This is a genomic window from Streptomyces sp. NPDC127119 (assembly GCF_042677425.1).
Lineage (GTDB): Bacteria > Actinomycetota > Actinomycetes > Streptomycetales > Streptomycetaceae > Streptomyces.
On the sequence record NZ_JBHXTO010000055.1, the window covers coordinates 1 to 24,558 of the forward strand.

The 24,558-nt window shown below is 70.1% G+C and carries 22 protein-coding genes; 11 read left to right on the plus strand and 11 right to left on the minus strand.

Annotated elements, in window-relative coordinates; genetic code table 11:
* Positions 1–470: ABC transporter ATP-binding protein (locus ACFVH5_RS23010; protein WP_385835497.1), on the minus strand; the 470-nt coding region annotated here is incomplete at its 3' end.
* Between the two features lie 94 nt (positions 471–564).
* Complete coding sequence (locus ACFVH5_RS23015; protein ID WP_385835498.1) at positions 565–1,236, minus strand: DUF4097 family beta strand repeat-containing protein; 672 nt, start codon at positions 1,234–1,236, stop codon at positions 565–567.
* A gap of 253 nt (positions 1,237–1,489) precedes the next feature.
* Here ACFVH5_RS23015 and ACFVH5_RS23020 point away from each other — a divergent pair, with 253 nt between their 5' ends.
* Together ACFVH5_RS23020 and ACFVH5_RS23025 are read left to right on the plus strand one after the other, a co-directional pair.
* Positions 1,490–2,233: a MarR family transcriptional regulator gene (locus ACFVH5_RS23020; RefSeq protein WP_385835500.1), complete on the plus strand. Its 744-nt coding sequence runs from the start codon at positions 1,490–1,492 to the stop codon at positions 2,231–2,233.
* A gap of 16 nt (positions 2,234–2,249) precedes the next feature.
* Positions 2,250–2,930 (plus strand): ThuA domain-containing protein, encoded by a 681-nt coding sequence (locus ACFVH5_RS23025; RefSeq protein ID WP_385835501.1) that lies wholly within the window; start codon positions 2,250–2,252, stop codon positions 2,928–2,930.
* 252 nt (positions 2,931–3,182) lie between these two features.
* On the opposite strand, the gene ACFVH5_RS23030 is transcribed toward ACFVH5_RS23025, so the two are convergent.
* Positions 3,183–4,424, minus strand: a complete 1,242-nt coding sequence (locus tag ACFVH5_RS23030) for a M20 family metallopeptidase (RefSeq protein WP_385835562.1) — start codon at positions 4,422–4,424, stop codon at positions 3,183–3,185.
* Between the two features lie 276 nt (positions 4,425–4,700).
* On the opposite strand from ACFVH5_RS23030, the gene ACFVH5_RS23035 reads away from it, so the two are divergent.
* Complete coding sequence (locus ACFVH5_RS23035) at positions 4,701–5,483, plus strand: phosphotransferase enzyme family protein (protein WP_385835502.1); 783 nt, start codon at positions 4,701–4,703, stop codon at positions 5,481–5,483.
* Between the two features lie 679 nt (positions 5,484–6,162).
* On the opposite strand, the gene ACFVH5_RS23040 is transcribed toward ACFVH5_RS23035, so the two are convergent.
* A complete protein-coding gene (locus ACFVH5_RS23040) occupies positions 6,163–6,471 on the minus strand; it encodes a hypothetical protein (RefSeq protein ID WP_385835503.1) in 309 nt (102 codons plus the stop codon).
* 280 nt (positions 6,472–6,751) lie between these two features.
* Between ACFVH5_RS23040 and ACFVH5_RS23045 the strand changes: the two genes are divergently transcribed.
* Positions 6,752–7,393 carry a hypothetical protein gene (locus tag ACFVH5_RS23045; RefSeq protein ID WP_385835506.1) on the plus strand — a complete coding sequence of 214 codons (642 nt, stop codon included), beginning with the start codon at positions 6,752–6,754 and terminating at the stop codon, positions 7,391–7,393.
* A 158-nt stretch (positions 7,394–7,551) separates the two neighbouring features.
* Complete coding sequence (locus ACFVH5_RS23050) at positions 7,552–8,103, plus strand: putative immunity protein (protein WP_385835507.1); 552 nt, start codon at positions 7,552–7,554, stop codon at positions 8,101–8,103.
* Positions 8,104–8,236: 133 nt separating this feature from the next.
* On the opposite strand, the gene ACFVH5_RS23055 is transcribed toward ACFVH5_RS23050, so the two are convergent.
* A complete protein-coding gene (locus tag ACFVH5_RS23055) occupies positions 8,237–9,265 on the minus strand; it encodes a LacI family DNA-binding transcriptional regulator (protein ID WP_385835508.1) in 1,029 nt (342 codons plus the stop codon).
* A 336-nt stretch (positions 9,266–9,601) separates the two neighbouring features.
* On the opposite strand from ACFVH5_RS23055, the gene ACFVH5_RS23060 reads away from it, so the two are divergent.
* Positions 9,602–11,200, plus strand: a complete 1,599-nt coding sequence (locus ACFVH5_RS23060; RefSeq protein WP_385835510.1) for a carboxylesterase/lipase family protein — start codon at positions 9,602–9,604, stop codon at positions 11,198–11,200.
* A gap of 136 nt (positions 11,201–11,336) precedes the next feature.
* Here the strand turns inward: ACFVH5_RS23060 and map are convergent, their stop codons facing one another.
* Positions 11,337–12,179 (minus strand): type I methionyl aminopeptidase, encoded by an 843-nt coding sequence (map, locus tag ACFVH5_RS23065; protein ID WP_385835512.1) that lies wholly within the window; start codon positions 12,177–12,179, stop codon positions 11,337–11,339.
* A 95-nt stretch (positions 12,180–12,274) separates the two neighbouring features.
* Between map and ACFVH5_RS23070 the strand changes: the two genes are divergently transcribed.
* Complete coding sequence (locus ACFVH5_RS23070) at positions 12,275–12,541, plus strand: helix-turn-helix domain-containing protein (RefSeq protein WP_107016494.1); 267 nt, start codon at positions 12,275–12,277, stop codon at positions 12,539–12,541.
* An 85-nt stretch (positions 12,542–12,626) separates the two neighbouring features.
* Here the strand turns inward: ACFVH5_RS23070 and ACFVH5_RS23075 are convergent, their stop codons facing one another.
* From ACFVH5_RS23075 to mmuM, 3 genes are all read right to left on the minus strand, one after another.
* Positions 12,627–14,399 (minus strand): ThuA domain-containing protein, encoded by a 1,773-nt coding sequence (locus tag ACFVH5_RS23075; protein WP_385835513.1) that lies wholly within the window; start codon positions 14,397–14,399, stop codon positions 12,627–12,629.
* A gap of 17 nt (positions 14,400–14,416) precedes the next feature.
* Complete coding sequence (locus ACFVH5_RS23080) at positions 14,417–17,275, minus strand: PQQ-dependent sugar dehydrogenase (protein ID WP_385835515.1); 2,859 nt, start codon at positions 17,273–17,275, stop codon at positions 14,417–14,419.
* Positions 17,276–17,632: 357 nt separating this feature from the next.
* The gene (gene mmuM, locus ACFVH5_RS23085; RefSeq protein WP_385835517.1) at positions 17,633–18,607 is read right to left on the minus strand and encodes a homocysteine S-methyltransferase; all 975 of its coding nucleotides are present in this window, start codon (positions 18,605–18,607) and stop codon (positions 17,633–17,635) included.
* A 36-nt stretch (positions 18,608–18,643) separates the two neighbouring features.
* Between mmuM and ACFVH5_RS23090 the strand changes: the two genes are divergently transcribed.
* Complete coding sequence (locus tag ACFVH5_RS23090; RefSeq protein ID WP_385835518.1) at positions 18,644–19,210, plus strand: hypothetical protein; 567 nt, start codon at positions 18,644–18,646, stop codon at positions 19,208–19,210.
* A 7-nt stretch (positions 19,211–19,217) separates the two neighbouring features.
* On the opposite strand, the gene ACFVH5_RS23095 is transcribed toward ACFVH5_RS23090, so the two are convergent.
* Complete coding sequence (locus ACFVH5_RS23095) at positions 19,218–19,763, minus strand: hypothetical protein (RefSeq protein WP_385835520.1); 546 nt, start codon at positions 19,761–19,763, stop codon at positions 19,218–19,220.
* 279 nt (positions 19,764–20,042) lie between these two features.
* Positions 20,043–20,792, minus strand: a complete 750-nt coding sequence (locus tag ACFVH5_RS23100; protein WP_385835521.1) for a maleylpyruvate isomerase family mycothiol-dependent enzyme — start codon at positions 20,790–20,792, stop codon at positions 20,043–20,045.
* Positions 20,793–21,015: 223 nt separating this feature from the next.
* Between ACFVH5_RS23100 and ACFVH5_RS23105 the strand changes: the two genes are divergently transcribed.
* The 3 genes from ACFVH5_RS23105 to ACFVH5_RS23115 all read left to right on the plus strand — a co-directional run bounded on the left by ACFVH5_RS23105 (position 21,016) and on the right by ACFVH5_RS23115 (position 24,537).
* On the plus strand, positions 21,016–22,428 hold the full coding sequence (locus ACFVH5_RS23105; RefSeq protein ID WP_385835523.1) for an RICIN domain-containing protein: 1,413 nt from the start codon (positions 21,016–21,018) through the stop codon (positions 22,426–22,428).
* A gap of 6 nt (positions 22,429–22,434) precedes the next feature.
* Positions 22,435–23,493, plus strand: a complete 1,059-nt coding sequence (locus tag ACFVH5_RS23110; RefSeq protein ID WP_385835524.1) for a rhamnogalacturonan acetylesterase — start codon at positions 22,435–22,437, stop codon at positions 23,491–23,493.
* A 135-nt stretch (positions 23,494–23,628) separates the two neighbouring features.
* Complete coding sequence (locus tag ACFVH5_RS23115) at positions 23,629–24,537, plus strand: isocitrate lyase/phosphoenolpyruvate mutase family protein (RefSeq protein WP_385835526.1); 909 nt, start codon at positions 23,629–23,631, stop codon at positions 24,535–24,537.
* Positions 24,538–24,558 lie beyond the last annotated feature (21 nt).

Below are 24,558 nucleotides of genomic sequence, written 5' to 3' on the forward strand. Positions count from 1 at the left end.
GGGCTGCCGACGAGGGTCATGGCGATGTCGAGGCGGCGTTTCATGCCGCCGGAGTAGGTGGAGGCGGGCTTCTTGGCGGCCTCGGCGAGGTCGAAGCGTTCAAGCAGCTCGGCGGCGATGCGCCGCCCCTCCTTCTTCGGCAGGTGGTGCAGGTCCGCCATGAGCAGCATGTTCTCCTCGCCGGTGATCAGGCCGTCGACGGCGGAGAACTGCCCGGTGACACCGATTCCGGCCCGCACGGCCTGCGGGGCGGCGCCGAGGTCGTGGCCGCCGACGCGGAGCGCGCCGGAGACGGGGTCGGGGGAGACGAGGGTGGAGAGGATGTTGACGACGGTGGTCTTGCCGGCCCCGTTCGGGCCGAGCAGGGAGAAGATCGTTCCTTCGGGGACGACCAGGTCGATGCCGTCGAGCACGACCTGGTCGCCGTAGGACTTGCGCAGCCCGTGCGCCGCGATGGCCGGGTCGGTCATGAGGAATGCTCCTTCGGGAACTGCGGATCGGGGACTGCGGGACGCGAACTGTGAGGTGTGGCCCGTGAGCCGTGCGGGCTGTACGGGCTGGGGGTCAGAGGCTGCGGGCGGTGATGTCGCCGTACGACGTGGTCGCGCGAATGTTCAGAGCGGCGGCGGCGCCGTCGGAGTTCTTGAGCGCGTTGTCGATCCGGCCGAAGCCGGTACCGGCGTCCAGGGAGGCGGACACCCCGCGTGCGGCGCCGACCGACACCTCGCCGGCCTCGGTGCGCAGCACGACCGTGCCGCGCACGGCCTCGGTGATACGGATGTCGCCCTTCTGGACGCTGATCTCCGCCGGACCGCCGAGACGGCCGACCGAGATGTCGCCGGAGAACAGGGTGAGGCGGGCCTCCGCGGTCTCGTCGAGCTTGACCGAGCCCTGCGCCCCCTCGAAGGCGACGTCCCCCAGCCGTCCGACGCCCCGGAACTCGCCGGCGGCCGTCTTCGCCTCGACGTGGGAACCGGCGGGGAGCTGGACGGTCACCTCGACGGACCCGGAGTTGCCGAGGATCCGGTTCTTCGCCGGTGCGGCCTCGATCCGCAGGACGCCGTCGGCGTAGGCGACCTCGATCTGCTCGGCCGCCTTCAGGTCGCGGCTGTTCGAGGCGTTCGCGGGGAGGACCTCGACCGTGGTGTCGGCCCGGTCTGCGGCGATGAACCGGATGCGTCCCGCGGGGATGTCGAGGACGGCGGAGACGTGGCCGGTGGTGTCGAACTTCTGCATGGTGTTCTCCTCGGTGTGGTTGTCCGGTCGCGCCCGTTCGGCGTTTCCGACATTGGAAAAGCTACGTTGCGTTCACGGATGCGGCAACAGCCTTGTTGCGTGTGGAGGCAGTAATGGCAGGCCAGCAGCCATATTTCGTTGCGCCGGCGGAGGATCTAACGCAACGACACTCACCACTATCGTTGCAATGTACTTGGAGTGAACGCTATGCTCGACGCGCCGGGGACGACCGAGGACCATGAAGGAGACCGCGATGCCGGGAGGCAGGCTCACTCAGCAGGAACGCCAGCAGATCGCGCTGGGGCTGGCCGACGACCTCGCGTACGCGGAGATCGCCCGACGCCTCGACCGCCCGACCTCGACGATCACCCGCGAGGTCATGCGCAACGGCGGCCCCCTCGCCTACCGCGCGGACCTGGCCCACCGCGCCACCGAACACCGCGCCCACCGGCGCAGGGAGGCCGCGCCGCCCCAAGGGCGGGAAGCACCCCCGCAGGCCCACGGCCGTGACGCCGAGGCCGTACGCGCGTACGTGGAGGTGTTCACCACCCTCCTCATGCAGTCGGGCCTGCCCAGGATGACCTCCAGGGTGCTCGCGCACCTCTACACCACCGACGCGGGCAGCCTCACCGCGTCCGAACTCGTCCAGCACCTCCAGGTCAGCCCCGCGTCCATCTCCAAGGCGGTCACCCTCCTGGAGAGCCAGGGCCTCATCCGGCGGGAGCGGGACGAACGCCGCCGCGAGCGGTATGTCGTCGACAACGACGTCTGGTACGACGGGATGATCGCCGCCGCCAAGTCCCACGCCCAGCTCGCCGAGACCGCACGGCAGGGTGTCGGCGTCCTCGGCCCCGACACCCCGGCCGCCGCCCGCCTCGAAGGCATCGCGCGCTTCGTCGACTTCGTGGGCGAGGGCATGACCCGTGCGGCGGAACAAGCACGCGAGGTCCTCTACACGAAGCCCGAACCGCCGGCCCCGGCCGAACCGACGCGCTAGAGATCTGGAGCCCGTCATGGCAGCGCAGCACCGCTCGCCCTCGCCCCGCCCGAGAGTCCTCGTCTACACCCGCACCACGGACTACCGCCACGACTCGATACCCGACGGCACGGCCGCCGTACGGTCGTTGGGGGCGGCGCACGGCTTCGACGTCCACGCGACGGAGGACCCCGACTTCTTCGACGCCCCCGTGGGCCCGTACGCGGCCGTCGTCTTCCTCTCCACCAGCGGTGACGTCCTGGCGCCCGCGGGCCGGGAGCACCTGGCGGCGTACGTCGAGGCGGGCGGCGGGTTCGTGGGGGTGCACGCGGCGGCCTGCACGGAGTACGACTGGCCGTATTACGGCGAGCTGCTCGGGGCGCGTTTCGCCCGGCATCCCGAGTATCAGCCGGGCCGGGCGGTCGTGGAGGACCACGATCATCCGGCGACGCGGCATCTGCCGGCCGTCTGGGACTTCACGGACGAGTGGTACGACTTCCGGACGAGTCCCCGGGGTTCGGTACGGGTACTCCTCTCCGCCGACGAGACCTCGTACGCCGGAGGCGGCATGGGCACCGACCACCCCCTGGCCTGGTGCCACTCCCAAGGCAAAGGCAGATCCTTCTACACAGCCCTGGGCCACGCCCCGGAGTCCTACCAGGCCCCCCACTTCCGCACCCACCTACTGGGCGGCATCACGTGGGCGGCAGCGCGCTAGAACACGGCGAACCACGGGGCGCCTGACAGGCCCGGCCACGCTGCGGCCGGCCGCGCAGTTCCCCGCGCCCCTGAAAGCGCCACGGCCACCGACCCGCCTTTAAGGGGCGCGGGGAACTGCGCGCTCAGCCACAACGCACCCGCACGATCCACACGACGCCCGCCGGCCTTGAAGTAGCTGTTGCCGATCCCGGGTTCTGCGTAGCCAGCCTTCGCGGGGCGGGGCGTGATGCGACGGCAGCAAGTCAGGCAGTCAGCGCCAGCTGGGTCCGCCTGACAGGCCCCGCGCTTTGTGGGTGCGTTTCGCGATCCAGCCCGCCATCGCCCGCACGCCGACGCCGATGGCGCGCTCGTCCGGAGAGAAGTCGGGATAGTGCGGATAGCTCGTGGTGATGGGCATGCCAGGTGTACGGACACCGAGGAAGGTGTACGTGCCGGGGATCCGGTTCAGGAAGAGGGCGAAGTCCTCGCCGCTGAATGGCGGGAAGGCGGCACGGAGTTCGGTGACCATGTCCTGACCAACGGTGCGGCGCAGGTGGCGGGCGAGCAGACGGGCGTCGTGTTCTGGACACACCATGGCGGGGAAAGGCTCGACGGGGAAGCTCACCCCGGCTCCCGTGTATGGCATGGCCACTCGACGAATGCTGTCGCGCACCTCCACGTACCGTTCCTGCGGCCAGCAGCGGTAGGACACGCTCACCTCGGCTTCCTGCGCTGTTGCCCGGACGGCTACGAACCGGGCCAGCGGTCCGTCGGGGGTCTGGGCGTCGGCGACGATCCGCTCCAGGTCGGCCGGTGTCTGTGGCAGGTCCACGGTTGCGAGCGCGCCCAGGTCGACGGTCAGGCGCCGCGCGGCATCGGGTGCGTCCGGGCCGGAGAGGGTGATCTCCGCCTTGTCCTGGCCCGGCATCCCGTAGCCCGGGGTCACAGCGAACTGGCCGACGGGGAACGGCCCGCAGTGCAGCGCATGGATCTCCTCGACGTGCTCGCGCTCCAGCACACCTGAGTCGATCAGCGTGCGGGCGCCGGACAGCGTCTCCTCCGCAGGCTGGAAAAGGAAGACCACCGTTCCGCTCAACTGCTGCCGCAGCCGCGCCAGGACCCGCGCGACGCCGATGCCCACTGTGGTGTGGACGTCGTGTCCGCACAGATGGGCCGGCGCGGAACCTCCTCCGACGATGTCCTTGGGCGGAACCGCGTCCATGTCCGCCCGGTAGGCAACGGTCCGGCCCGGACGCGAGCCCTGCAGGACCCCGACGACCCCGTGACCACCACCCACTCCGGTGGTGACGGCCAGCCCCGCCGCGCGCAGCTCTCGAGCCACCACAGCGGCCGTGCGCTGTTCCTGCCCCGGGGCTTCAGGGTGCCGATGGACATCCCGCCGTAGCTGGATCAGTACGCGGTCCAGACGCGCCGCCTCCGCGTCCACCGCCGCCTGCGTCACCGGTCCTCTCCACCCACCCGCGACGGCCTCCCCCATGCCTGCCCACACCATTCCCGCACCGGCCGCCGCTGTGCCGGCCAGTAACGTGCGGCGCGCGAGCGCGTGCTCCGTCGGACGATTCACTGTCACCCCTTCGACTCATGTCGTCTTGTGGGACACACGATCGCCGCGCACCGATGTCATTGCCCATCCGGTGAGCCACCCCTCGGCGGTGGGGACAGCCACATCATGGGAGACCGCCGCGTCGAGGTCGACGCTCCTCCGGTCTCGACCCCTCACGGTTGTTAATGGGGTGATCACGGCGAGCTGGTCGGACACACTGGTTCGATGCAGCGCGATGATGAACAGCCGTTGCCCGGCGGCAACGTGAGTGATGGTGTCGTTCGCGTCGGAGACACCGTTCGCCGTCCGGCCGGACCGTGGACTCCCTCCGTGCATGCCCTGCTCGCCCACCTGAACGAGGTGGGATTCAGTGCGGCGCCTCGCCCGCTCGGCATTGACGATCAAGGACGTGAGGTCCTGACCTTCATGCCGGGACATGTCGTCTGGCCCGACCGGTTCTCGCTGATGGAACCCGCTCGGCAACTGGCTCGCGTCGCACGCCGCGTCCGCGAATTCCACGATGCCGTGGAGGACTTCACGCCCGCGCCCGACGCGCACTGGCAGACCCTGATCCCTCCCGAGGGCGGCGACATCATCGCTCACAACGACCTGGCCCCCTGGAACCTCGTGGTCGCAGACGAGACGCGGTGGGCCTTCATCGACTGGGACGCGGCAGGTCCCGGCTCCCGCCTGGGGGATGTCGCATACGCCATGCACGGGTTCGTCCCGCTGTCCGCACATCCGGACTGGCAGCGCCCGGACGCGGCGCAACGACTGCGAGTCTTCGCCGACGCGTACGGTCTCGACGAGTCCGAACGTCGGCGATTGGTCCCCCTGTTGGGCCGCCGTACGCGTTCCATGCACGACTTCCTGCGAACCCAGGCAGCCCAAGGCGTCCAGCCCTGGGCAAGGCTGTGGGCCGAAGGCCACGGTGACGCCTGGCGAAACGACGCCGAATACATCGAGCAACGCGAAGCCCAGTGGGTGCACGCCCTGCTCGCCGACTGAGCTCGTCCTCCATGGCCCGACCTGGTCACGTGCGGCGATGGTGCCGGGGCGCCCGGTCGTCTGGTTGTCCTGCCCACGCCGTAGCGGGTGGCAGGGCGCTGCTTCTCCGTGCCGAGCCGAGCGGGCTCCCGGGCCGGGCGGACGAGATGGGGGCGGACGTTTGTAAGCACTCCCTTGGGCTCCACTGCACGGACGGAAAGTGGCTCCACGGCGTAAGAAGTTGATCTGGCTTCCACCCGGGGTACGGAGCTGCCAGCCATGCCCTCCTCGGAGTGAATGCACTCCGCCGTCCGCCGTCCGCCGTGCGGCGGCGGCAGGGTCTGCGAGTCGATCACGGTCTTGTCGGGAGGCCGGGATGGTTTTGTCGCGGGCGGGACGGTATGCCGCGATCCGGAGAGACAAGCGTCTTGATCCGGATGTGTCGCAGCGGACGTCGGGCGAGAAGTACGGAGTTCACCGCAGGGCGGTCCGTCAGGCGTTGAACTCGGCGGTTCCGCCGCCGAGGAAGATGCCGGCGCCGCGGGCGTCGGTGCTGGACCCGTTGCGTGACCACTTCAGCCTGCGCAAGGTCGCACTCGGCACCTGCGACCGGCCTTATGGGACCCCTTGCCAGCATCAAAACGTCTGCGAGCCCAGGTCGGCCGAGGTGGGGACGGGGTCACTGCCCTTGGTCAGGTCCTCACGCCTCAGCGATGATCTGGGCCTTGAGCCGGTCATATTCGGCGACCGCGTCCGGCAGATCATCGAAGAAGTCATCCCAGAAACCGGGTCGCTGCCACTCCTGGGGCGCCAGGGTCAGCCTGCCGTCGTCCAGTGCAGTGACCCAACAGGTCGGCATCCGATCGGACACGATCTCGAACATGGCTGCGTCCCACAGTCCAGGAACGTCGATCTCGTCTCGCCTCACACTGCGGTCAGGAAGGCGGAACAGGACGCGGGGCCGGGTGGCGGACACTTCGAGGACCGGGTACTCCTCGCCGATCCGCACGCCTGGATGCTCGCTCACTACTGTCGAGGTCCCGGGCTGGATGATTTTGATGCATCGGACGATCACCGCTGCAGCCTATGCAGTTCCCGGCTCCGTCGGCTCCCGGCCTTCGGACGACGCCGGGTACAGCACAACGTGTCGGTGTACACCCGTATCTAGCCAGAGCCCCGTATCTACTCAGGGCGGTACAACCGAAGGTGCTCAGCCTCGTCGGCCGTGACGAGGATGCTCGGCGTAATCGGGAGGCGATACGGGCGGTGGGTGCGGAACACTTGGCAGGGTGATCAAGGTGGAGCCTGTCCTGGAGATGTGGACACCCGACGGCTTCGACCTCTGGCCTGTCGCTGAGATAGAACCGTTCAGCTTCCTGCCTCTCACCGGGGAGCTCTCACCCGCTGAGGTAGGGGCGGTGGTGATGCGTGTCGCCGACTACAACGACTTCGACTCCGATGATGGCCACGCACCGCTAACGGGCAACACAATCGGCTCCTTCTTGCACGGACTGCTCACACCTGAGGACGACATCGTCGCGCCCGGCGGTCTGCGAGTCATCGACACCTCCACCGGTGTCACCTTCCTGCCCGGCTGCTGTGACGGGCTGGAGAGCTGGCGCGACTGGCATCAGCTCGACGACGGCAAGCTGCTTGGGTTCGGCCACGAACCCGTGTCACCCGTTGCGGAGCGCTTCGGCGACACCGTCAGGCTCACTGTCAACACCGAGCAGCGAGACAGTCCGGTGATCACGCTGTCCGTCACCGAGTTCCGCCACCTGCTCGCCGGCGCCGAGCGCGACTTGGCCGACTTCCTCGCGCTGGCAGCCGACTGGACGGCCAGGCACCTGCCTGCCTACCGCACTCCCGTCACGGCCGCTCTCGCCTGCGTTCTCGACCTGCCCGTTCCGGCCGTGAGACCGGAGTCATAGGAGGATCGGCTCGGCTTCGCTCAGCAGTGCCCACGAGAAGGGCGAGGTCGGGCAGGAGGGCGGCCGTTTCCGGCGCCTGTATTTGGCCCCCGTCCAAGGGTGTCGCTGGAGTCCCCGCCTGAGGCCATCGGTGATCGGCCGATGGCAGGATCGTGTCCATGACGGTCGTATCCGGAGACCTCGAACTGACCATGGACGAACTGCGCGTTGTCGCGCACTACGCACTGGAGAGTGCCGTGGAGGTACTCCCTGTGTTCGAGGAAGCCAGCCCTGGTGATCCTCGGCCTCGGGCAGCCATCGACGCCGCGCGCGAGTTCGTGAGCGGCGCCAGAAGGACCAAGCTGCAGCGCGTCACCTCCCTGGACGCCCACCGAGCGGCAAAAGAAGCGCCCACGGAGGCGGCGCGGCTAGCTGCACGCGCCGCCGGAGACGCCGCCTCTGCGGCTTATCTCCATCCGATCGCGAAAGGCACTCAGGTGGGGCACATCCTCAAAGCCGCCGCGAGCGCTGCTCGCGTTGGTGAACTGAACGCGCAAAACGATCCCGGCGTCGGGCTCCGGCTGATCGAGGAGGCACGAAAACGCGCTACACCGGTCCTGATCGAGGTTCTGAACAGATACCCACTGGCACCTACTGGAAAGAGCCGGGCTGCACAGCTCATGACCATCCTGGACGCGTCCTTGCGCTTGCCCCGTCCAGCTGAAAGCTAGTCCCCTAGCTGACGGCCCTTGCCAACAACTGCGGTCGGTCTCTCCCAGGGGCGGGGTGCTGCGCGGCCAGCCACCACCCACCTGCACGCCCCACCCAACCCGCGCCACCCAACCCGCGCCACCCAACCCAAATTCACCGCGCCGCCGTACTCGCCCGCACAACCAACCGCGTGGACAGCTCGGTCCGAGTCCCCTCGGGCTGCTCCCCGGCCATCAGCCGCACCAGCAGCCGCAGCGCGACCCCCGCCATCTCGGAGACCGGCTGCCGGACAGTGGTCAGGGCGGGTGACGCCCACCGTGCCTCGGGCAGGTCGTCGAACCCCACCACGCTGACGTCGTCCGGCACGGACAACCCCCGCTCCGCGAGCGCGCGATACGCGCCCAGCGCCATCCGGTCCGAGCAGACGAAGACGGCCGTCGGCGGCTCCGGCAGGTCGAGCAGCTCCAGCATCCGCCGCTGCGCGGACCCCTCGTCGAAGCCGCCGTACCGCACGTACTCCGCCCGATGCCGCACCCCCGCCGCCGCGAGCGCCGACCGGTACCCCGCGACGCGCGCGCCACTGCACGTCCTGCGGCGGTGTCCCGCGACGACGGCGATCCGTTCATGGCCGAGCGAGAGCAGATGCTCGGTGGCGAGCACCCCGCCGTGCCAGTTGGCCCCGCCGACCGACACGACCCCCGCCGGCGGTTCGAGCGCCGGATCGATCAGCACGAACGGAATCCGGTGCTGATCCAGCCAGGCGTACTGCGGCACGGTCAGCTCGGCGAGGTGGAACAGCACCCCGGACGAGCCCCGGGTGGCTAGTTTGTCCAGCCAGCCGCGTTCCGGACGGTCGCCCCGGGTCGGGGTCAGCCCCGCCGAGACCACCACCTCGAGTCCCGCGTCCTGCGCCGCCTCCTCCACCCCGTGCAGGATCGCCCCGGCCCGGGAGCTCTCCAGCGAGTGCACGACGAGGTCGACGAGGCCCGGTGACTTCGCCGCGTCGAACCGGGGTCTGCGCACGTAACCGAGCCGGTCGAGTGCCTCCGTGACCCGGCGGCGGGTCTCCGGTGCCACGTCCTCACGGCCGTTGACGACCTTCGAGGCCGTGGGTACGGACACCCCTGCCTCGCGGGCGACGACCGCGAGGGTCGGCCCCGCCACGCTCCCGGTACGCACCATGGAGCCCACCTCTCCGGCCCCGTCCCGAGGGCCCGCGAAAGTTTCGGGTAGAAAGCGCTTCCTACAGCGGTTCCTACAGTAAGGCCGCCCGAACTCACCGTGGAAGACCGGGTACTCGGTGGAATTCCACGGATCCGAAAGTCTCGAAATGCCGGACATGCTGGTCGTGAGCGGTTCCAGGCACGGTTCCGTGAGCGGCTCGGGGTCGCCGACACGTCCGGCTTCGGCACCCCGGGGCTGCGGAACACGAGGGTTCTGTGATGCGCTGACCGTGATGCGGTGAAGCGGTGAGGCGCGGCCCGCAGAAACGGTTCGTTGCGGTGAGGAGGGGTTCGGATGGCTGAGGTACCCGCGGTGACCGATGATCCTGGCGCGGCCGAGAATCCTGTGGTCGGCACCCCCTACGGGGCGGTGCGGGGCCGTTACGAGAACGGCGTCGCCGTCTTCCGGGGCATCCCCTACGCGGCCCCACCCTTCGGCCCCCACCGCTTCCGTCCGCCCGTCCCGCCCGAGCCCTGGGCCGGGGTGCGCGACGCGGGCGCGTTCGGGCCGACGCCGCCCAAGCCGCCGTACTCCGACGCCTTCGCGAAGCTGCTCGCCGACCCGGTCGTACCGGGCGACGACTGCCTGAACCTCAACGTATGGACACCGGAACCCGGTCCCGGCGCCCGCCTCCCCGTCATGGTGTGGATCCACGGAGGAGCACTGACCCGGGGCTCGTCCGCGATCCCGGTGTACGACGGCCGGTCCTTCGCCCGGGACGGCGTGGTGTGCGTGTCCTTCAACTACCGCCTGGGAGTGGAGGGGTTCGGCCTGTTCCCGGACGCCCCCGCCAACCCGGGCCTGCGCGACCAGCTCGCCGCACTGGAGTGGGTACGGGACTCGATCACGCAGTTCGGCGGCGATCCGGACCGGGTGACCGTCTTCGGTGAGTCCGCCGGGGCGATCAGCATCGGGGCGCTGCTGGCGAGCCCGCGCGCCCAGGGGCTGTTCCGGCGGGCGGTGCTGCAGAGCGGGGCGCCCGAGGTGACGGACCGGGACAAGGTACGGCGCCTGGTGCGCCGGATGGCGGCCCGGCTGCGGATCCCGGCGACCGCGCGGGCGTTCGCCGTCGCCGACCGCAAGGCCCTCGCCGAGGCGCAGGCGGAGGCCGGCCGCCGTGCGAGCCCGGTTGTCGGCGGGCCCGCGTTCGGCATCGTCGTCGACGGTGATCTGGTGCCGCGCGACCCGCTGGAGGCGCTGATCGAGGGCGATGCGGCCAAGGACGTGGAACTGCTCCTGGGCTGGACCAGCGAGGAGTACCGGCTGTGGCTCGCGCCGACCGGACTCGTCGAACGCCTCGACCGGCTCGGCCCGGTCGCCCTGACCGCCGCGAGGGCCCGCTGCCGCTGCGGCCCCGAGGTGCCGCGCGGCTACCGGCTGGCCCACCCCGGGGCGGGCACGGCCGATCTGGTGGGGCAGCTGGTCACGGACTTCCTCCTGCGCGTGCCGCTGCACCGGCTCGCCGACGCCCACCGGGCGGGCTCGCACGTCTACGAGTTCGCCTGGCCGTCGAACGTACCCGGCCTCGGCGCCTGCCACGCCCTGGAACTGGGCTTCGTCTTCGACACGACCGACGTACCCGAGGCGGCGATGCTCGCGGGCCCCGGAGCGCCGCGGTCCCTCGCCGACGAGATGCACGCGGCGTGGGTGCGGTTCGCCGTCACGGGCGACCCGGGCTGGCCCGCCTGGGACGACACGCATCCCGTACGGGTCTTCGGGTCGGGCGGGCCCGAGATCGTACGGGGGCCCCGGGACCGGGAGATGGCCCTGTGGGAGAGCGGGTCCCCGGCCCCCACCGGGACCGGGCGCACCCCGGCGTCGGCCGGGCCGGGCGCCCCGTCCAGGACGGTGGTGGGGCGACTTCGCAGGCCGGGCGCCATGCGGAGGATCTGACGACACCCCGCAACCCGCCCCGCCCGCAGCCGCACGAGCCACGCGACCCGCACGAGCCACGCAGGCCGCGCAAGCCACTCAAGGCGCCCGAGCCGCGCCCCGGGCCGGGACCGCGTCAGCGTTCGGCCGTCTCCGGCTATCGCTGAGCTTCCCGGTCCTTGGTGCCCTTGGAGCCCTTGTTGCTCGTGCTGCCGGCGGGGCGCTCGGTGCTCTCCGGGCGCCGGGTCAGGACGAGCGGGCCGCTCTCCGTGATGGCGACCGTGTGCTCGGAGTGGGCGGTGCGCGAGCCGTCGGCCGAGCGGATCGTCCAGCCGTCGGGGTCGTACACGATCTTGTCGGTGCCCGCGGCGAACCAGGGCTCGATCGCGATCGTCAGGCCGGGGCGCAGTTTCCAGCCGCGGCCGGGGCGGCCGTCGTTGGGGATGTGCAACTCCTCGTGCATCGTGCGGCCGATGCCGTGACCGCCGAATTCGAGGTTGACCGGGTAGCCGTACTTCTTGGCGACCCCGCCGATGGCCGCCGAGATGTCCCCGAGCCGGTTACCCGGCAGGGCGACCTCGATCGCGGCCTCCAGGGCGACCTCGGTGGCCTCGATCAGCCGCAGGTCCTCGGCGGCCGGGGTGCCGACGACGACGGAGAGGGCCGAGTCGGCGGCCCAGCCGTCGACCATCACCGCCATGTCCATGGTCAGCAGATCCCCGTCGCGCAGCTTGTAGCTGTGCGGCAGCCCGTGCAGCACGGCGTCGTTGACCGAGAGGCACACCACGTTGCGGAACGGGCCCTTGCCGAACGAGGGCTCGTAGTCCCAGTAGCAGGATTCCGCGCCGCGTTCCTTGATCCGGCGGCGGGCGTGGTGCTCCAGATCCATCAGGTTCACCCCGACGGCCGCGAGGTCACCGAGCTCTCCCAGCACCTGACCCAGGAACTGTCCGGTGACGTGCATACGCTCGATGTCTGCGGGAGATTTGTGCTCGATCACTGTGATCCTCGATTCCACGGGGCGGCCGACCGGTATATTTATACCAGAGGGCGGGATGGTTGCCCGCCGGACGCCACCGCCTCTAGCATGTGCGCATGGTCCGCCATCCGCTCGCCCCAGAACAGATCGAGGCGGGCCGTCGTCTCGGGGCGGCCTTGCGCTCCGCCCGGGCCGGACGCAGTCCCGCCGAAGTGGCCGCGGCGGCGGAGATCTCGCCCGAGACCCTTCGCAAGATCGAGACCGGCCGCATGCCGACGCCCGCCTTCGGCACGATCGTCCGGCTGAGCGAGGTGCTGGGCGTACCCCTGCCGGAGCTCGCCAGCATCTGGCGCACCGACCCCGCCCTCAGCGCGGCCTCCTGATCCCACCGGTACGCCTTCGCCCCGCTCACAGCGGTGAGCGGGGCGAGGACTTCAGGTGAGCCTGGTCAGGCCAGGTCAGATCCGATCAGGGCAGGGTCCATTTCTGGTTGGCGTTGGTGTGGCAGGTCCACAGGTGGACGGCCGTCCCGTCGTTCCAGGTGCCGCCGGACGCGTCGAGGCACTTGCCGGACTGCGGGTTGCGGACGGTGCCGTCGGTCTGGGCGGCCCAGGTCTGGGCGCCGCTGCCGTTGCACGTCCACAGCTGGATCTTCGTACCGTCGGCGTTGCCTCCGCCGCTCACGTCCAGGCACTTGCCGAGTGCCCTGAAGGTGCCGTCGGTGCCCACGGTCCATTTCTGTGCGGCGGATGAGTTGCAGGTCCAGATCTGGACCTTGGTGCCGTCGGCGGTCTGGGCGTTGTCGATGTCCAGGCACTTGCCGTTGACGCCCTTCACCTCACCCGTACGGGGACCGGGTTCCTGCCCGCCGCCGTCGCGCTTGACGCGGATGTTGCGGAAGGACACGTCGTCGCCGTCACCGTGGTTCTGCAGTCCGATGTGCCCCTGCCGCAGACTCCGTACGGGGTCGGTGTTGGTGAAGTCGTTGATCTTCCGCCCGTTGAGGAAGATCTCCAACCGCTCACCGGTGACCCGCAGTTCGTACGTGTTCCACTCGCCCGGTGGATTCAGCGCCGCGTCCCGTGCGGCGAGGTCGGCGGACTTGAAGCCGTACACGGAACCCGTCGTGCGGTCCGCCGAGTCGGTGGAGTCGATCTGGATCTCGTACCCGTTGTTCACCGCCGACCACGGGTCGTCGGAGGCCGGGAAGCCGATGAAGATCCCGGAGTTGTCGTCCCCGGCCATCTTCCAGTCGAGCTTGAGGGAGTAGTCCCCGGTGAACTCCTGGGCGTTGTACCAGAACAGCCCCATCCCGCCCACGGAGGTGAGCGTGCCGTCCGCGAGGCTGAACTGCCCGGGACCGGCCTGCTTCCAGCCGGTGGTGGACGAGCCGTTGAACAGTGACGTGTAGCCGGTCTCCGGGCGGCAGTCCGCGTCGGTCATGCCGGAGGCCCAGCGGACACCGCCGAGGAGGTGGCGCCGGAAGGCGGGATCGTCGTACGACTCAGGGGTGTGGCCGCCGCCCGTGTAGAAGGCCCGGCCGCCCTGGTAGTCCTTGCACCAGGCGATCGGATGGTCGCCGGACATGTTCCCGCCGGAGTAGCTGGACTCGTCGAGCGAGGCCAGGACATGGGCGGTGGTACGGGGATTGGTGCGGTAGTTGTACCACTCGTCCGTGCGCTGCCAGGTGCTGCCCAGGTGGGCGGTGGCGTCGTGCGCCCGGTCCTCCACCTTGACCGTGGCGGACTGGATCGCCGGATGCGAGTGGAAGAGCGCGCCCGCCAGACCCTCGTAGAAGGGCCAGTCGTACTCGGTGTCGGCGGCGGCGTGGATGCCGACGTAACCGCCGCCGCCCTGGACGTAACTCTCGAAGGCCGTCTGCTGGGCGGCGTTCAGCACGTCACCCGTCGTCGACAGGAAGACGACGCTCTTGTACTGGGCGAGGTTGCCGGTCGTGAAGGTCGAGGCGTCCTCGGTCGCGTCCACGGTGAAGTTGTTCGCGCCGCCGAGGCCGCGCAGGGCCGCGATGCCCTCGTCGATCGAGTCGTGGCGGAAGCCCGCCGTCTTGGAGAAGACGAGGATCTTGTACGCGGGGTCGGCCGCCGCGAGTGGCGGTGCCTCGGCGGTCGCCGATCCGGTGACGGACCGGCCCACCGTGTCGGGCAGTGCGGTGGCCTGCGGGGTCAGACAGAGCGTGGCGCCCACGAACAGGCCGAGGGCCGCTTTCAGGTAAGTACGCATGGTCGGTCTCCTCCCTCCTACGGCAGGGTCCATTTCTGGTTGGCTTGGGTGTGGCAGGTCCACAGATGGACGGCGGTTCCGTCGTTCCAGGTGCCGCCGGACGCGTCGAGGCACTTGCCGGACTGCGGGTTGCGGACGGTGCCGTCGGTCTGGGCGGCCCAGGTCTGGGCGCCGCTGCCGTTGCACGTCCACAGCTGGATCTTCGTACCGTCGGCGGTGGCTCCGCCGGAGATGTCCAGGCACTTGCCCAGTGCCTTCAGCGTGCCGTCGGTTCCGACGGTCCATTTCTGGGCGGCGGATGAGTTGCAGGTCCAGATCTGGACCTTGGTGCCGTCGGCGGTCTGGGCGTTGTCGATGTCCAGGCACTTGCCGTTGACGCCCTTCACCTCACCCGTGCGGGCGGCGCCGCCGGAGGTGGTGAAGGAGAACTCGTCCACGTCGAAGAGCGCGCCGCTGCCGCCCTTGAAGACGAGGTACAGGGAGGTGGAACCGCTGGGCTGGTTGCTCAGTGCGGCCGTCACGTCCTGGAAGGTCTCCCAGCCGCCGGTCACCGGCACGGTCGCCGTGCCGAGCAGGGTGCCGGTCGTGGAACCGGCGCGGACCTCGATGGTGCCGCCCGCGCCCGCCGAGGAGACCCGGGCGGTGAACCGCGTCGCGTTGCCGAGGGCGTACGGCTTGAAGGAGATCCAGTCGTTGTTCTCGATGTTGCCCACGGTCTTGCCGCCGTGCGCGGGGGTGTGGGAGACGACGTCGACGCCCGAGGAGTCGCCGTAGTGCTCGCCCTGCCGGTGGCTGGGCTGCACGACGTGCTGGTCGTGCGCGGTCAGCGCGGGCTGGCCGCCGGCGCCCTTGTCGGTGTACTCGGCGTCGAGCACGCCGAAGATGTTGGCGTTGGGATCGTGCTCGCCGTCCGCCAGGGTCTGCAGCGTGCCGGTGCAGCCGGTGGTCGAGGTCTGCGGATGGCCGTGGCTGTCGTGTCCGACGATGAAGGTGACCTTCACCTTCGTGCAGTCGATCGTGCCGTCCTCGGGGTCGGTCACCGTCACCTTGAACGGGATGGCGTCACCGAAGTCGTGGATGCTGCCGTCCAGGGGCAGATCGAGTTTCACCGTGGGCGCGGTGTTGCCCACCGTGACCTGCACGGAGGCGCTGCCGGACTTGCCGGTGCCGTCCGTGACCGTCAGCGTGGCGGTGTACTGGCCGTTGGCCGTGTAGGTGTGCGAGGGGTTGGCGGCGGTCGAGGTGGAGCCGTCGCCGAAGTTCCACGCATAGCTCAGGGCGTCGCCGTCCGGGTCGGTGCTGCCGGCCGAGGAGAACGTGACGGCCAGCGGTGACGTGCCCGAGGTGACGTTCGCCTTCGCCTGCGCGGTCGGGGCGAGCCCGCCCGTGACATGGTCGATGCGGTACAGCGCGGAGTTCGCGTCGCCGTTGAAGTAGCCGGTGCCGTAGTCGAGGACGTACAGGGCGCCGTCGGGGCCGAAGGCCATGTCCATCACCTGGGTGCCGGTCCAGGGGACGGAGTTGATGGACTGCACGGTGCCGTCGGTGCCGGCCTCGATGCGCTTGATCCAGCGGCGGCCGAACTCCCCGGCGAAGAAGTCACCGTCGTACTCCTGAGGGAACTTCACCTCGGAGGTGGAGTTCGCGTCGTAGCGGTAGACCGGGCCGCCCATCGGGGACTCCGAGCCGTTGCCGAACTCCGGGACGGACGCGCCGTCGTACGGGATCCAGGCGGGCTGGACCGCGGGCAGGCTGGTGAGACCGGTGTTGTTGGGTGAATTGTTCGTGGGCGCCGCGCAGTTGAAGGCGGACCCGGAGGCGCCGGTGGCGAAGTTGTAGTCGATGTAGGCGTCGTTCTTGCCGGTGCAGTACGGCCAGCCGAAGTTGCCCGCCTTCGTGATCCGGTTGAACTCCACCTGCCCGCCGGGTCCGCGGGTGGGACTGGCGGTGCCGGCGTCGGGACCGTAGTCACCGAGGTAGACGATGCCGGTGGCCTTGTCGACGCTCATCCGGAAGGGGTTGCGGAAGCCCATCGCGTAGATCTCGGGGCGGGTCTTCGCGGTCCCGGAGGGGAAGAGGTTGCCGCTCGGTATCGAATACGACCCGTCCGCGTTGACCTTGATCCGCAGGACCTTGCCGCGCAGGTCGTTGGTGTTGCCCGCGGAGCGCTGCGCGTCGAAGGCGGGGTTGCGGGTGGGGCGTTCGTCGATGGGGGTGTAGCTGTCCGAGGCGAACGGGTTGGTGTCGTCGCCGGTGGACAGATACAGGTTTCCGGCCGCGTCGAAGTCGATGTCGCCGCCGACGTGGCAGCACAGACCGCGGGAGGCGGGCACATCGAGGATCTTCTTCTCGCTGGCGGGATCGAGGGTGCCGTCGGTCTTGAGGACGAACCGCGACAGCCGGTTGACTCCGTCGAAGGGGGCGAAGTCGGCGGCGCCGCCGTCTGAGGGGGCGTCACCGGAGGGCGTGCTGAGCGTGGGCGCGTAGTACAGGTAGATCAGCCGGTTGGAGGTGAACCCGGGATCCACGGCAACGCCCTGCAGCCCCTCCTCGTCATGGCTGTAGACGTCCAGCTTGCCCGCGACGGAGGTGGTTCCGGCCGCGTTCGTCAGACGGAGCGTGCCGTCCCGGGAGGTGTGCAGGACCGAGCGGTCCGGCAGCACCGCCAGGGTCATGGGCTCGCCCGTCTCGGCCACGCCCTTGGCGAGCGTGACCTGCTGGAACTCGACGGCGGCGGCTTTTGATCCGCCGGCCGGATCCGCGGGTTGCGCGGGTTTCGCGGCGGCCGGGGAGATGGGCAGCAGACAGCCGACGGCAACGGCCGCGGCGGTCAGCAGATGACGGACACGTCTGTGTCCGATCGGTTTCGTGCGCACAGAGGTCTCCCATGGTGGGGTGGGATGACGGCAGCCCTGACCGGACTGCCAAGCGGTGCACAGGCGCGCGCCGTCGCGCCGTCGTGACCGGTCGCAGCGAGCGCTATGACCGGTTCATTTCAAGGAAGTTAGCGACCTTTGTCGACGGCCGTAACCCATCGAGCACAAGTTCCCAACACTTTTTCCCCACCGAGGACAAAGTGGCTCCCGCCCCGACAGGGGTGCGGGCCCCGAAAGGGGCGCGCGCTCGTGACGACGTCCACCAGGGCCCCGACAGGGGCGCGGGGAACTGCGCGCCCAGCCCCCACCGGCCCGCAGCGCCGCGACAACCGCTCCACCCACCCCCGGGCGAAGCCCCTACCTGGGCGGGGCCCCACCTACCCAGGGCCCCACTTCCACCGCCGCAGCGATCCGCGCAACCCCCTCCGGCCCCACCCGACAACACCCCCCGACCAGCCGCGCCCCCGCCCGCTCCCACCCGACAACCTCCTCCGGTGCGAACGTGGAGCGCCCCCGCCAGGCCCGCGCCCCCGCGTCCCACGTCTCCCCGCTGTTCGGATAGACGACGACCGGCTTCCCGGTGACCCGCGCGGCCGTCGCCACCGCCGCGTCCACGTCCTCGGGAGCGCAGCAGTTGACGCCGACCGCGATCACCTCGTCCGCGTCGGCGGCCACCGCGAACGCCTCCTCCAGCGACTGCCCGGCCCGCGTCCGCCCACCGGCGACGCTGTACGACAGCCACGCGGGCACGCCGAGCCCGCGCACGGCCCTCACCAGGGCCCGCGCCTCATCGACATCCGGCACGGTCTCCAGGGCCAGGACGTCAGGGCGGGCCCCGGCCAGCACCTCCACCCGGGGCCGGTGAAAACGCTCCAACTCATCCAGGCTCAGCCCGTACCGCCCCCGGTACTCGGACCCGTCCGCGAGCATCGCCCCGTACGGCCCCACGGACGCCGCCACCCACAACGGCCCGCGCGTGCCCTTCGCCCCGGCCCGCCGCGCGGCCTCCCGCGCGAGTCCGACACTCGACTCCAGCAGTTCGGCCGCGCGCTCCCGGGAGATACCGCGCCGGGCGAAGCCCTCGAAGGTCGCCTGATAGCTGGACGTGATCGCCACGTTCGCACCGGCCTCGAAGTAGGCGAGATGCGCCTCGGTGATCGCCTCGGGCCGCTCGACGAGCAGCCGGGCCGACCACAGCTCGTCACTCAGATCGTGCCCGCCGGCCCGCAGCTGATTGGACAGCCCACCGTCCAGAACGACGGTCCCGACACCGGAGGCAAGAACATCGACGAGGGAACGGTCCACCGCCCCGGAAGAACTGTCGCTGGTCATGCGTCGACGCTACACGCGGTCGGTTCTAATACCGGGGTGGAGACGTCGTGGTGGGAAGAGTTGCCGGTGTCCGTGCGGGAGGAAGTCGACGGGTTCGTGCTGCGTGATCGCCAGTTGCAGGCGATCAAGGTCATGCTGGACGCGGTTCGGGTTCAGTGGGAGGGCGTTCGGACCCCGCGCCCCAATCTGTACGCCTGCCAGCACGTGGTGATGGCTCGCTACGAGGCGTTGGCCGATCGGATCGTCCGGCAGCCCGAGCCACCGAGGGATGTGGAGTCGCTGGCCGCTCTCATCGGCGAACTGCCGGGGAAGCCGGCCGCGGTCGAGGCCGTATGGGACGGGGACACGACCGGCTGGTTCGTGGAACTCCTCGCCATCCTGGACGCACCGGCGAGCGAGGTCCATCTTGCCATGATCCGTCATGGCTCGGACCTCCGTCTCTTCAACGGACAGGTGCCCCCCTGGCCGGAGGCGGCGGAAGCCGTGAGGGCCGGCACCGCTCTGGCCGCCCGCTTCGGCGTGCCCTTCCATTTCGCGAGCCCGGACAAGCCCGATGACCAGGCACCCCGCTGGCGGACCTCGCCTGACGGCCGGAGCGGCTAGGGGCGGGTCACCCGTCCTCGCAGGCCTCGGACTCGAACTTCGCCAGGGGGACCGTGACGGCGGATTCGTCTCCGTCGTCCGAGATGGCGTCGTAGCGGACCATCCCCGGGGTCAGCCCCGCCCGGTCGCTCAGTGTGAACGAGACGCTGAGCGACGACGACGAGTTGTCCTTGGTCCAGCCGTAGAGGGTGTAGGTGGTCTTCGCGGTGAGCGGAGCGAGTGTCGTGTCGGTGGTCCAGCCGTCAGCGGGCGCATCAAGGGGCCAGGTGGTGAGACCGGCCGTGAGGGGGCGGTCGGCGGTCCATGAACCGACCGTCTCCTCCTTGTCGGGGTCGGCGCCGTCCACGTAGAGGGTCGCGCCGTCGATCCGATGCCCGCACACCGTCATGACGCCGAGCAGCCGGCCGTCGGCGGTCACGGAGACACCGGCGACGGCATCGACAGGAGCCGTGCACCCCGAGGCGGCCGCCAGGGCCACGCAGGCCGCACCGGCACCGACCAGACGCCGCCCCACCGACCGCGCACCCATCGACCGCGAAACTTTCGACCGCATAAGGCCCCCCTGCCCAGTGCCTGTTCACCGCCGTCACCGGTGCCGGAATCCATCCACGCGGATCGCACCCCCGTGCTTATGCGGATCAGCCGGTTCGGCCACGAAGCCCGCCGAAGCGAGGATTCCCAGGAGAGCATCCCGCATATGTGCGGAGGCGGCGCCCCCGCCTTCTCGAAGAGAGTGATGGCGGCATCCACGACTGTTCTGTCATGAGCGCTGAGTACGTGAACCGGTGCACATCCGCAGAGCTGCCGGCACGGGATCCGTACTCGTTCGAGTTCAACTCAGGTCCGGCCAGTTCAACAGGTTCTCCAGGGTCGTGCGGTCGCCTTCGGCTCGTGCGGTGTCCAGGGGGACGCGGCCGTGCAGGGTGAGCAGGAGTTCGCTCGCGGAGCCGCGGAGGGTGGCGTCCGCGGCACGTCCGTCGTCGGTGACGACGTGTGACCCCGACTCCGTGATGTCGAGGATCCATGACTCGCCCTCGGTCGCGTACAGGCCGATCCGGGCCGGCCCGTGCGGCCAGGACCCGGCCGTGCCGTGGCTCACGCCGATGAACTCGGTGATCCCGTCGAGCGCCACAACCGCCGGTACGGGCAAGGGAGTTCCCGCGGCCAGCTGCGCGTCGAAGGCGTGGACAGCCGCCTCCTGGACCTGATGGCGCGCCACGGAACCGCTGTTCTCCGGGACGTCGGAGTCGCCCCACCACGTCCAGCAGTCCACGGCGGGCCCCGCGGCCCGCAGGGCGGCGATCAACTCCTCGGTGGCCGCGGCCGAACGCGCAGACAGGTCGACAGGCAGCGCGTCATCGGCCGCCACGGCCGGAGGCTTCTCGCTGGGGCCGGCCGCGACCACCGCCGCCCAGAACCGGTGCACCTGGATGACGTGCTCGACGAGTTCGCGCAGCGACCAGTCGGGACAACTGGGAACGCGGACATCCAGATCGGGAGAACCGGCGACGCTGCCGCGCAGGGCGGCGGAGCGGTCCTCGATCAAGGTCAGCAGATCTTCGAACGAAGGTGTCTGGGGCATCCCCGTTTCCTATCACCCGCCACTGACAGGGGGCCGATTCCGGCGAAGGTTCCGCAGAGGTTCCTACGGATCGCTCCCGACCCGTTGACCTCCCCGTAACACGCCCTTACCTTTTCGGCGTTCGGGATGACAGATGTTGTGCGAAATGCCGAACATTTCTGTTCGCTTTTGTGTCCCCCCACCCCGCCACCGCCATCCCCCGCCCCGAAGGAGCGTGCTTGAGATGAGACGCCTGTACGCCGTACTCCTCGCCCTCTGTCTGGCCCTCGCCGGTGCCCTCGGCACCGCGGGCCCGGCCCAGGCCGCCGCGCAGACCATCGCGAACGGCACGCAGTTCACCGACACCAACGGCAGCCCGGTGCACGCCCACGGCGGCGGAGTCGTCAAGGTCGGCTCGTACTACTACTGGTTCGGGGAGAACCGGAACTCCGACAACACCTTCCGGTACGTGGATGCCTACCGTTCCACGGACCTGAAGAACTGGGAGTTCCGCAACCACGTCCTGACCCAGGCGAGCAACTCGGAACTGGCGACCGCGAACATCGAGCGGCCCAAGGTCATGTACAACGCGTCCACCGGCAAGTTCGTGATGTGGATGCACAAGGAGAACGGCGTCGACTACGGCGAGGCCCGCGCGGCGGTCGCCGTGTCGGACACGGTCGACGGCAACTACACCTGGCAGGGCAGCTTCCGCCCCCTCGGCACGCACATGTCCCGTGACATCACGGTGTTCGTCGACACGGACGGCGCGGGGTACATGGTCTCGGCCGCCCGCGAGAACTACGACCTGCAGATCTACCGGCTGACCGCCGACTACACCGGGATCGCCGGTCTGGTCGCCGACCCCTGGCACGGCGGCCACCGCGAGGCGCCGGCCCTCTTCAAGCGCAACGGCGTCTATTTCATGCTGACTTCGGGGGCGACGGGCTGGAGCGCCAACCAGCAGCAGTACGCCACGGCGACGTCGCTCGCGGGCCCCTGGACCGCGATGGCGAACGTCGGCGACTCGACGACGTACAACTCGCAGACCGCCTTCGTCCTGCCCGTGCAGGGGAGTTCGGGTACCTCCTACCTCTACATGGGTGACCGCTGGGGCAACTCCTTCGGCGGTACGGTCAACGACTCCCGTTATGTCTGGCTGCCGTTGAGCTTCTCCGGCTCGACCACGATGTCCATGTCCTGGTCGCCGGAGGTCACCGTCGACACGGCCGCCGGGACGGTCACCGGGACGAGTGCCACGTACAACTCGCTCATCGCCCGCCACTCCTCCAAGTGCGCCGACGTGACCAGTCAGTCGCTGTGGGCCGGTGCCCAGATCAAGCAGTACACCTGCAACGGCGGCACCAACCAGAAGTACTGGTTCAAGTCGGTCGGCGGCGGCTACTACCAGCTGGCCGTGCGCGGCAGTTCCCTGTGCGTGCAGGAGAACGCGAGCACCGTCACGCAGGAGAACTGCAGCGGTTCGGCCACCACCCAGCAGTGGTCGCTCACCACCACCGGCTCCTATGTGACCATCGCGTCCCGCGCCACCGGCGAGTGCCTGGACGTGAACGGCGCGTCCACCGCGGACTCCGCCGCGCTCATCACGTACACCTGCAACGGGGCGACCAACCAGCAGTGGACCAGAGGGAGTTGAGGGGGCATGGCGAGACGTCTGTCGATCACCCTGCCGGCCGCGCTGACCCTCGCCGCGGCCCTGTCCGCCACCCCGGCGCACGCGCGGACGCAGCAGCCGGGACCAGGGTCAGGGCTGGGGCTGGAGAACTGCACCGCCGGGGCCTGCCACTTCGAGGTGCCGCCCGGCACCTACGACGTACGGGTGCGGCTCGGCGGTGAGGCCGCGGCCAGCACCGGTATCAGCGGCGAGACCCGGCGCACCCTGCTCGCCGAGACGCCCACCGGGGCGGGCGAGCCCGTGACCCGCGGTTTCACCGTGAACGTCCGTACCCCCGAGGGGGAGCCCACCGGACCCGACGGCACCGCCGGGTTCGACCTGGTCGTCGGCGGCTCGGCGCCCGCGCTCGCCGACATCCGGGTCACCCCGGCGGCCGGCCGGCACACCCGGCAGGTCTTCCTCGTCGGCGACTCCACGGTCTGCGACCAGCCCGGCGACCCGTACTCCGGCTGGGGCCAGCAGCTCCCGCAGTTCCTCCGCAAGGGGCTCTCCGTCGCCAACTACGCCGACTCCGGGGAGAGTACGGTCTCCTACCTCGCCGATCCCCGGCTCTTCGCGACCGTGCAGCCGCTCATCCGCAAGGGTGACCTGGTCCTCATTCAGCTCGCCCACAACGACAAGCAGACGGACGAGCCGACATACCGCGCGAATCTCGAAACGCTCGTCGCGGGCGTACGGGAAAAGGGTGGCCGTCCTGTTCTGGTCACTCCCATCGTCCGTCGCTGGTTCAACGCCGACGGCACACTGAACAACGACACAGCCCTGCTGGTGAACGGCCTGGGGGTGGACCACCCGGCCGTCACCCGGTCGGTCGCCGCGGCCCACGACGTCCCTCTCATCGACCTCACGACCAGGACAAAGGCCCTGGTGGAGTCGTTGGGCGTCGAGGGTTCCAAGGCGCTGTACCTGTACAACGAGAAGCGCGACAACACCCACACCTCGGCCCAGGGCGCGACGGCGTACGCCGGACTCGTCCGCGACGAACTCCTTGCTCAAGGCCTGGTGCCCGAGCGTCTTGTGAGGTGAGCTTGACACCTGGGGCGTCCCGACCGGAACCGGGGCGTCTCAGGTGTACATCCGTGGGGCGCCCCACGGATGTACACGCCCGGCCCCCGGGACGGTTCGGCGGGGGCCGAAGCGTTCCGGTCCTAGCGTGGTGTCATGGCTTCCACCTTCGCCGCACTTCATCACCCCGACGCCGGTTCCCCGCTGCTTCTCCCCAACGCCTGGGACCACGCCTCGGCGGCGGCTCTGGCCGCGCAGGGCTTCGCGGCGATCGGCACGACCAGTCTGGGGGTCGCCGCCGCCGCGGGCCTGCCCGACGGTTCGGCGGCGACCCGGGACGCGTCACTGGCGTTGGCCCTGGCGCTGGGCCAGGGACCCTTCCTCCTCTCGGTCGACGCCGAGGGCGGGTTCAGCGACGACCCGGCCGAGGTCGCCGAGGTGGCCCGCGAACTCGCCGCCGTCGGGGCGGTCGGCATCAACCTGGAGGACGGCCGCGCCGACGGCACCCTGGCCCCCGCCGAACTCCACGCGGAGAAGATCACCGCGGTGAAGGCCGCCGTGCCGGGGCTGTTCGTCAACGCCCGCACGGACACCCACTGGCTGGGCGACGGCGGTGCGGGTGATGGCGGCGGCGGACGCGGTCCCGAACTCGGGCGCGAGACGATCCGTCGCCTCGACGCCTATCAACTGGCGGGCGCGGACGGTGTGTTCGTCCCCGGGCTCGGCGACCCGGCCCGGATCGCCGGCCTGGTCGAAGCCCTCGACGTACCCCTCAACATTCTGTACTCACCCAAGGGGCCGACCCTTCCGGCCCTCGCCGAGCTGGGTGTCCGCCGGGTCAGCCTCGGGTCCCTCCTCTACCGACGGGCCCTGGGAGCGGCCCTGGAGACGGCCGCGCTGATCAGGGCGGGGCTGCCCGTCGAGGGGGCCGCACCGACGTACGACGAGGTGCAGGCGCTGGTTCGACCGGGCGGTCCCGATCGGCCCGTACCCGGAGCCGGAGCCGGACCTGGAGCCGGTCCCGATCGGCCCGGAGCCACCCCGTCCGAAGGTGCTTCCTGGTAGCGTTGATGCTTTCGTGGGTAT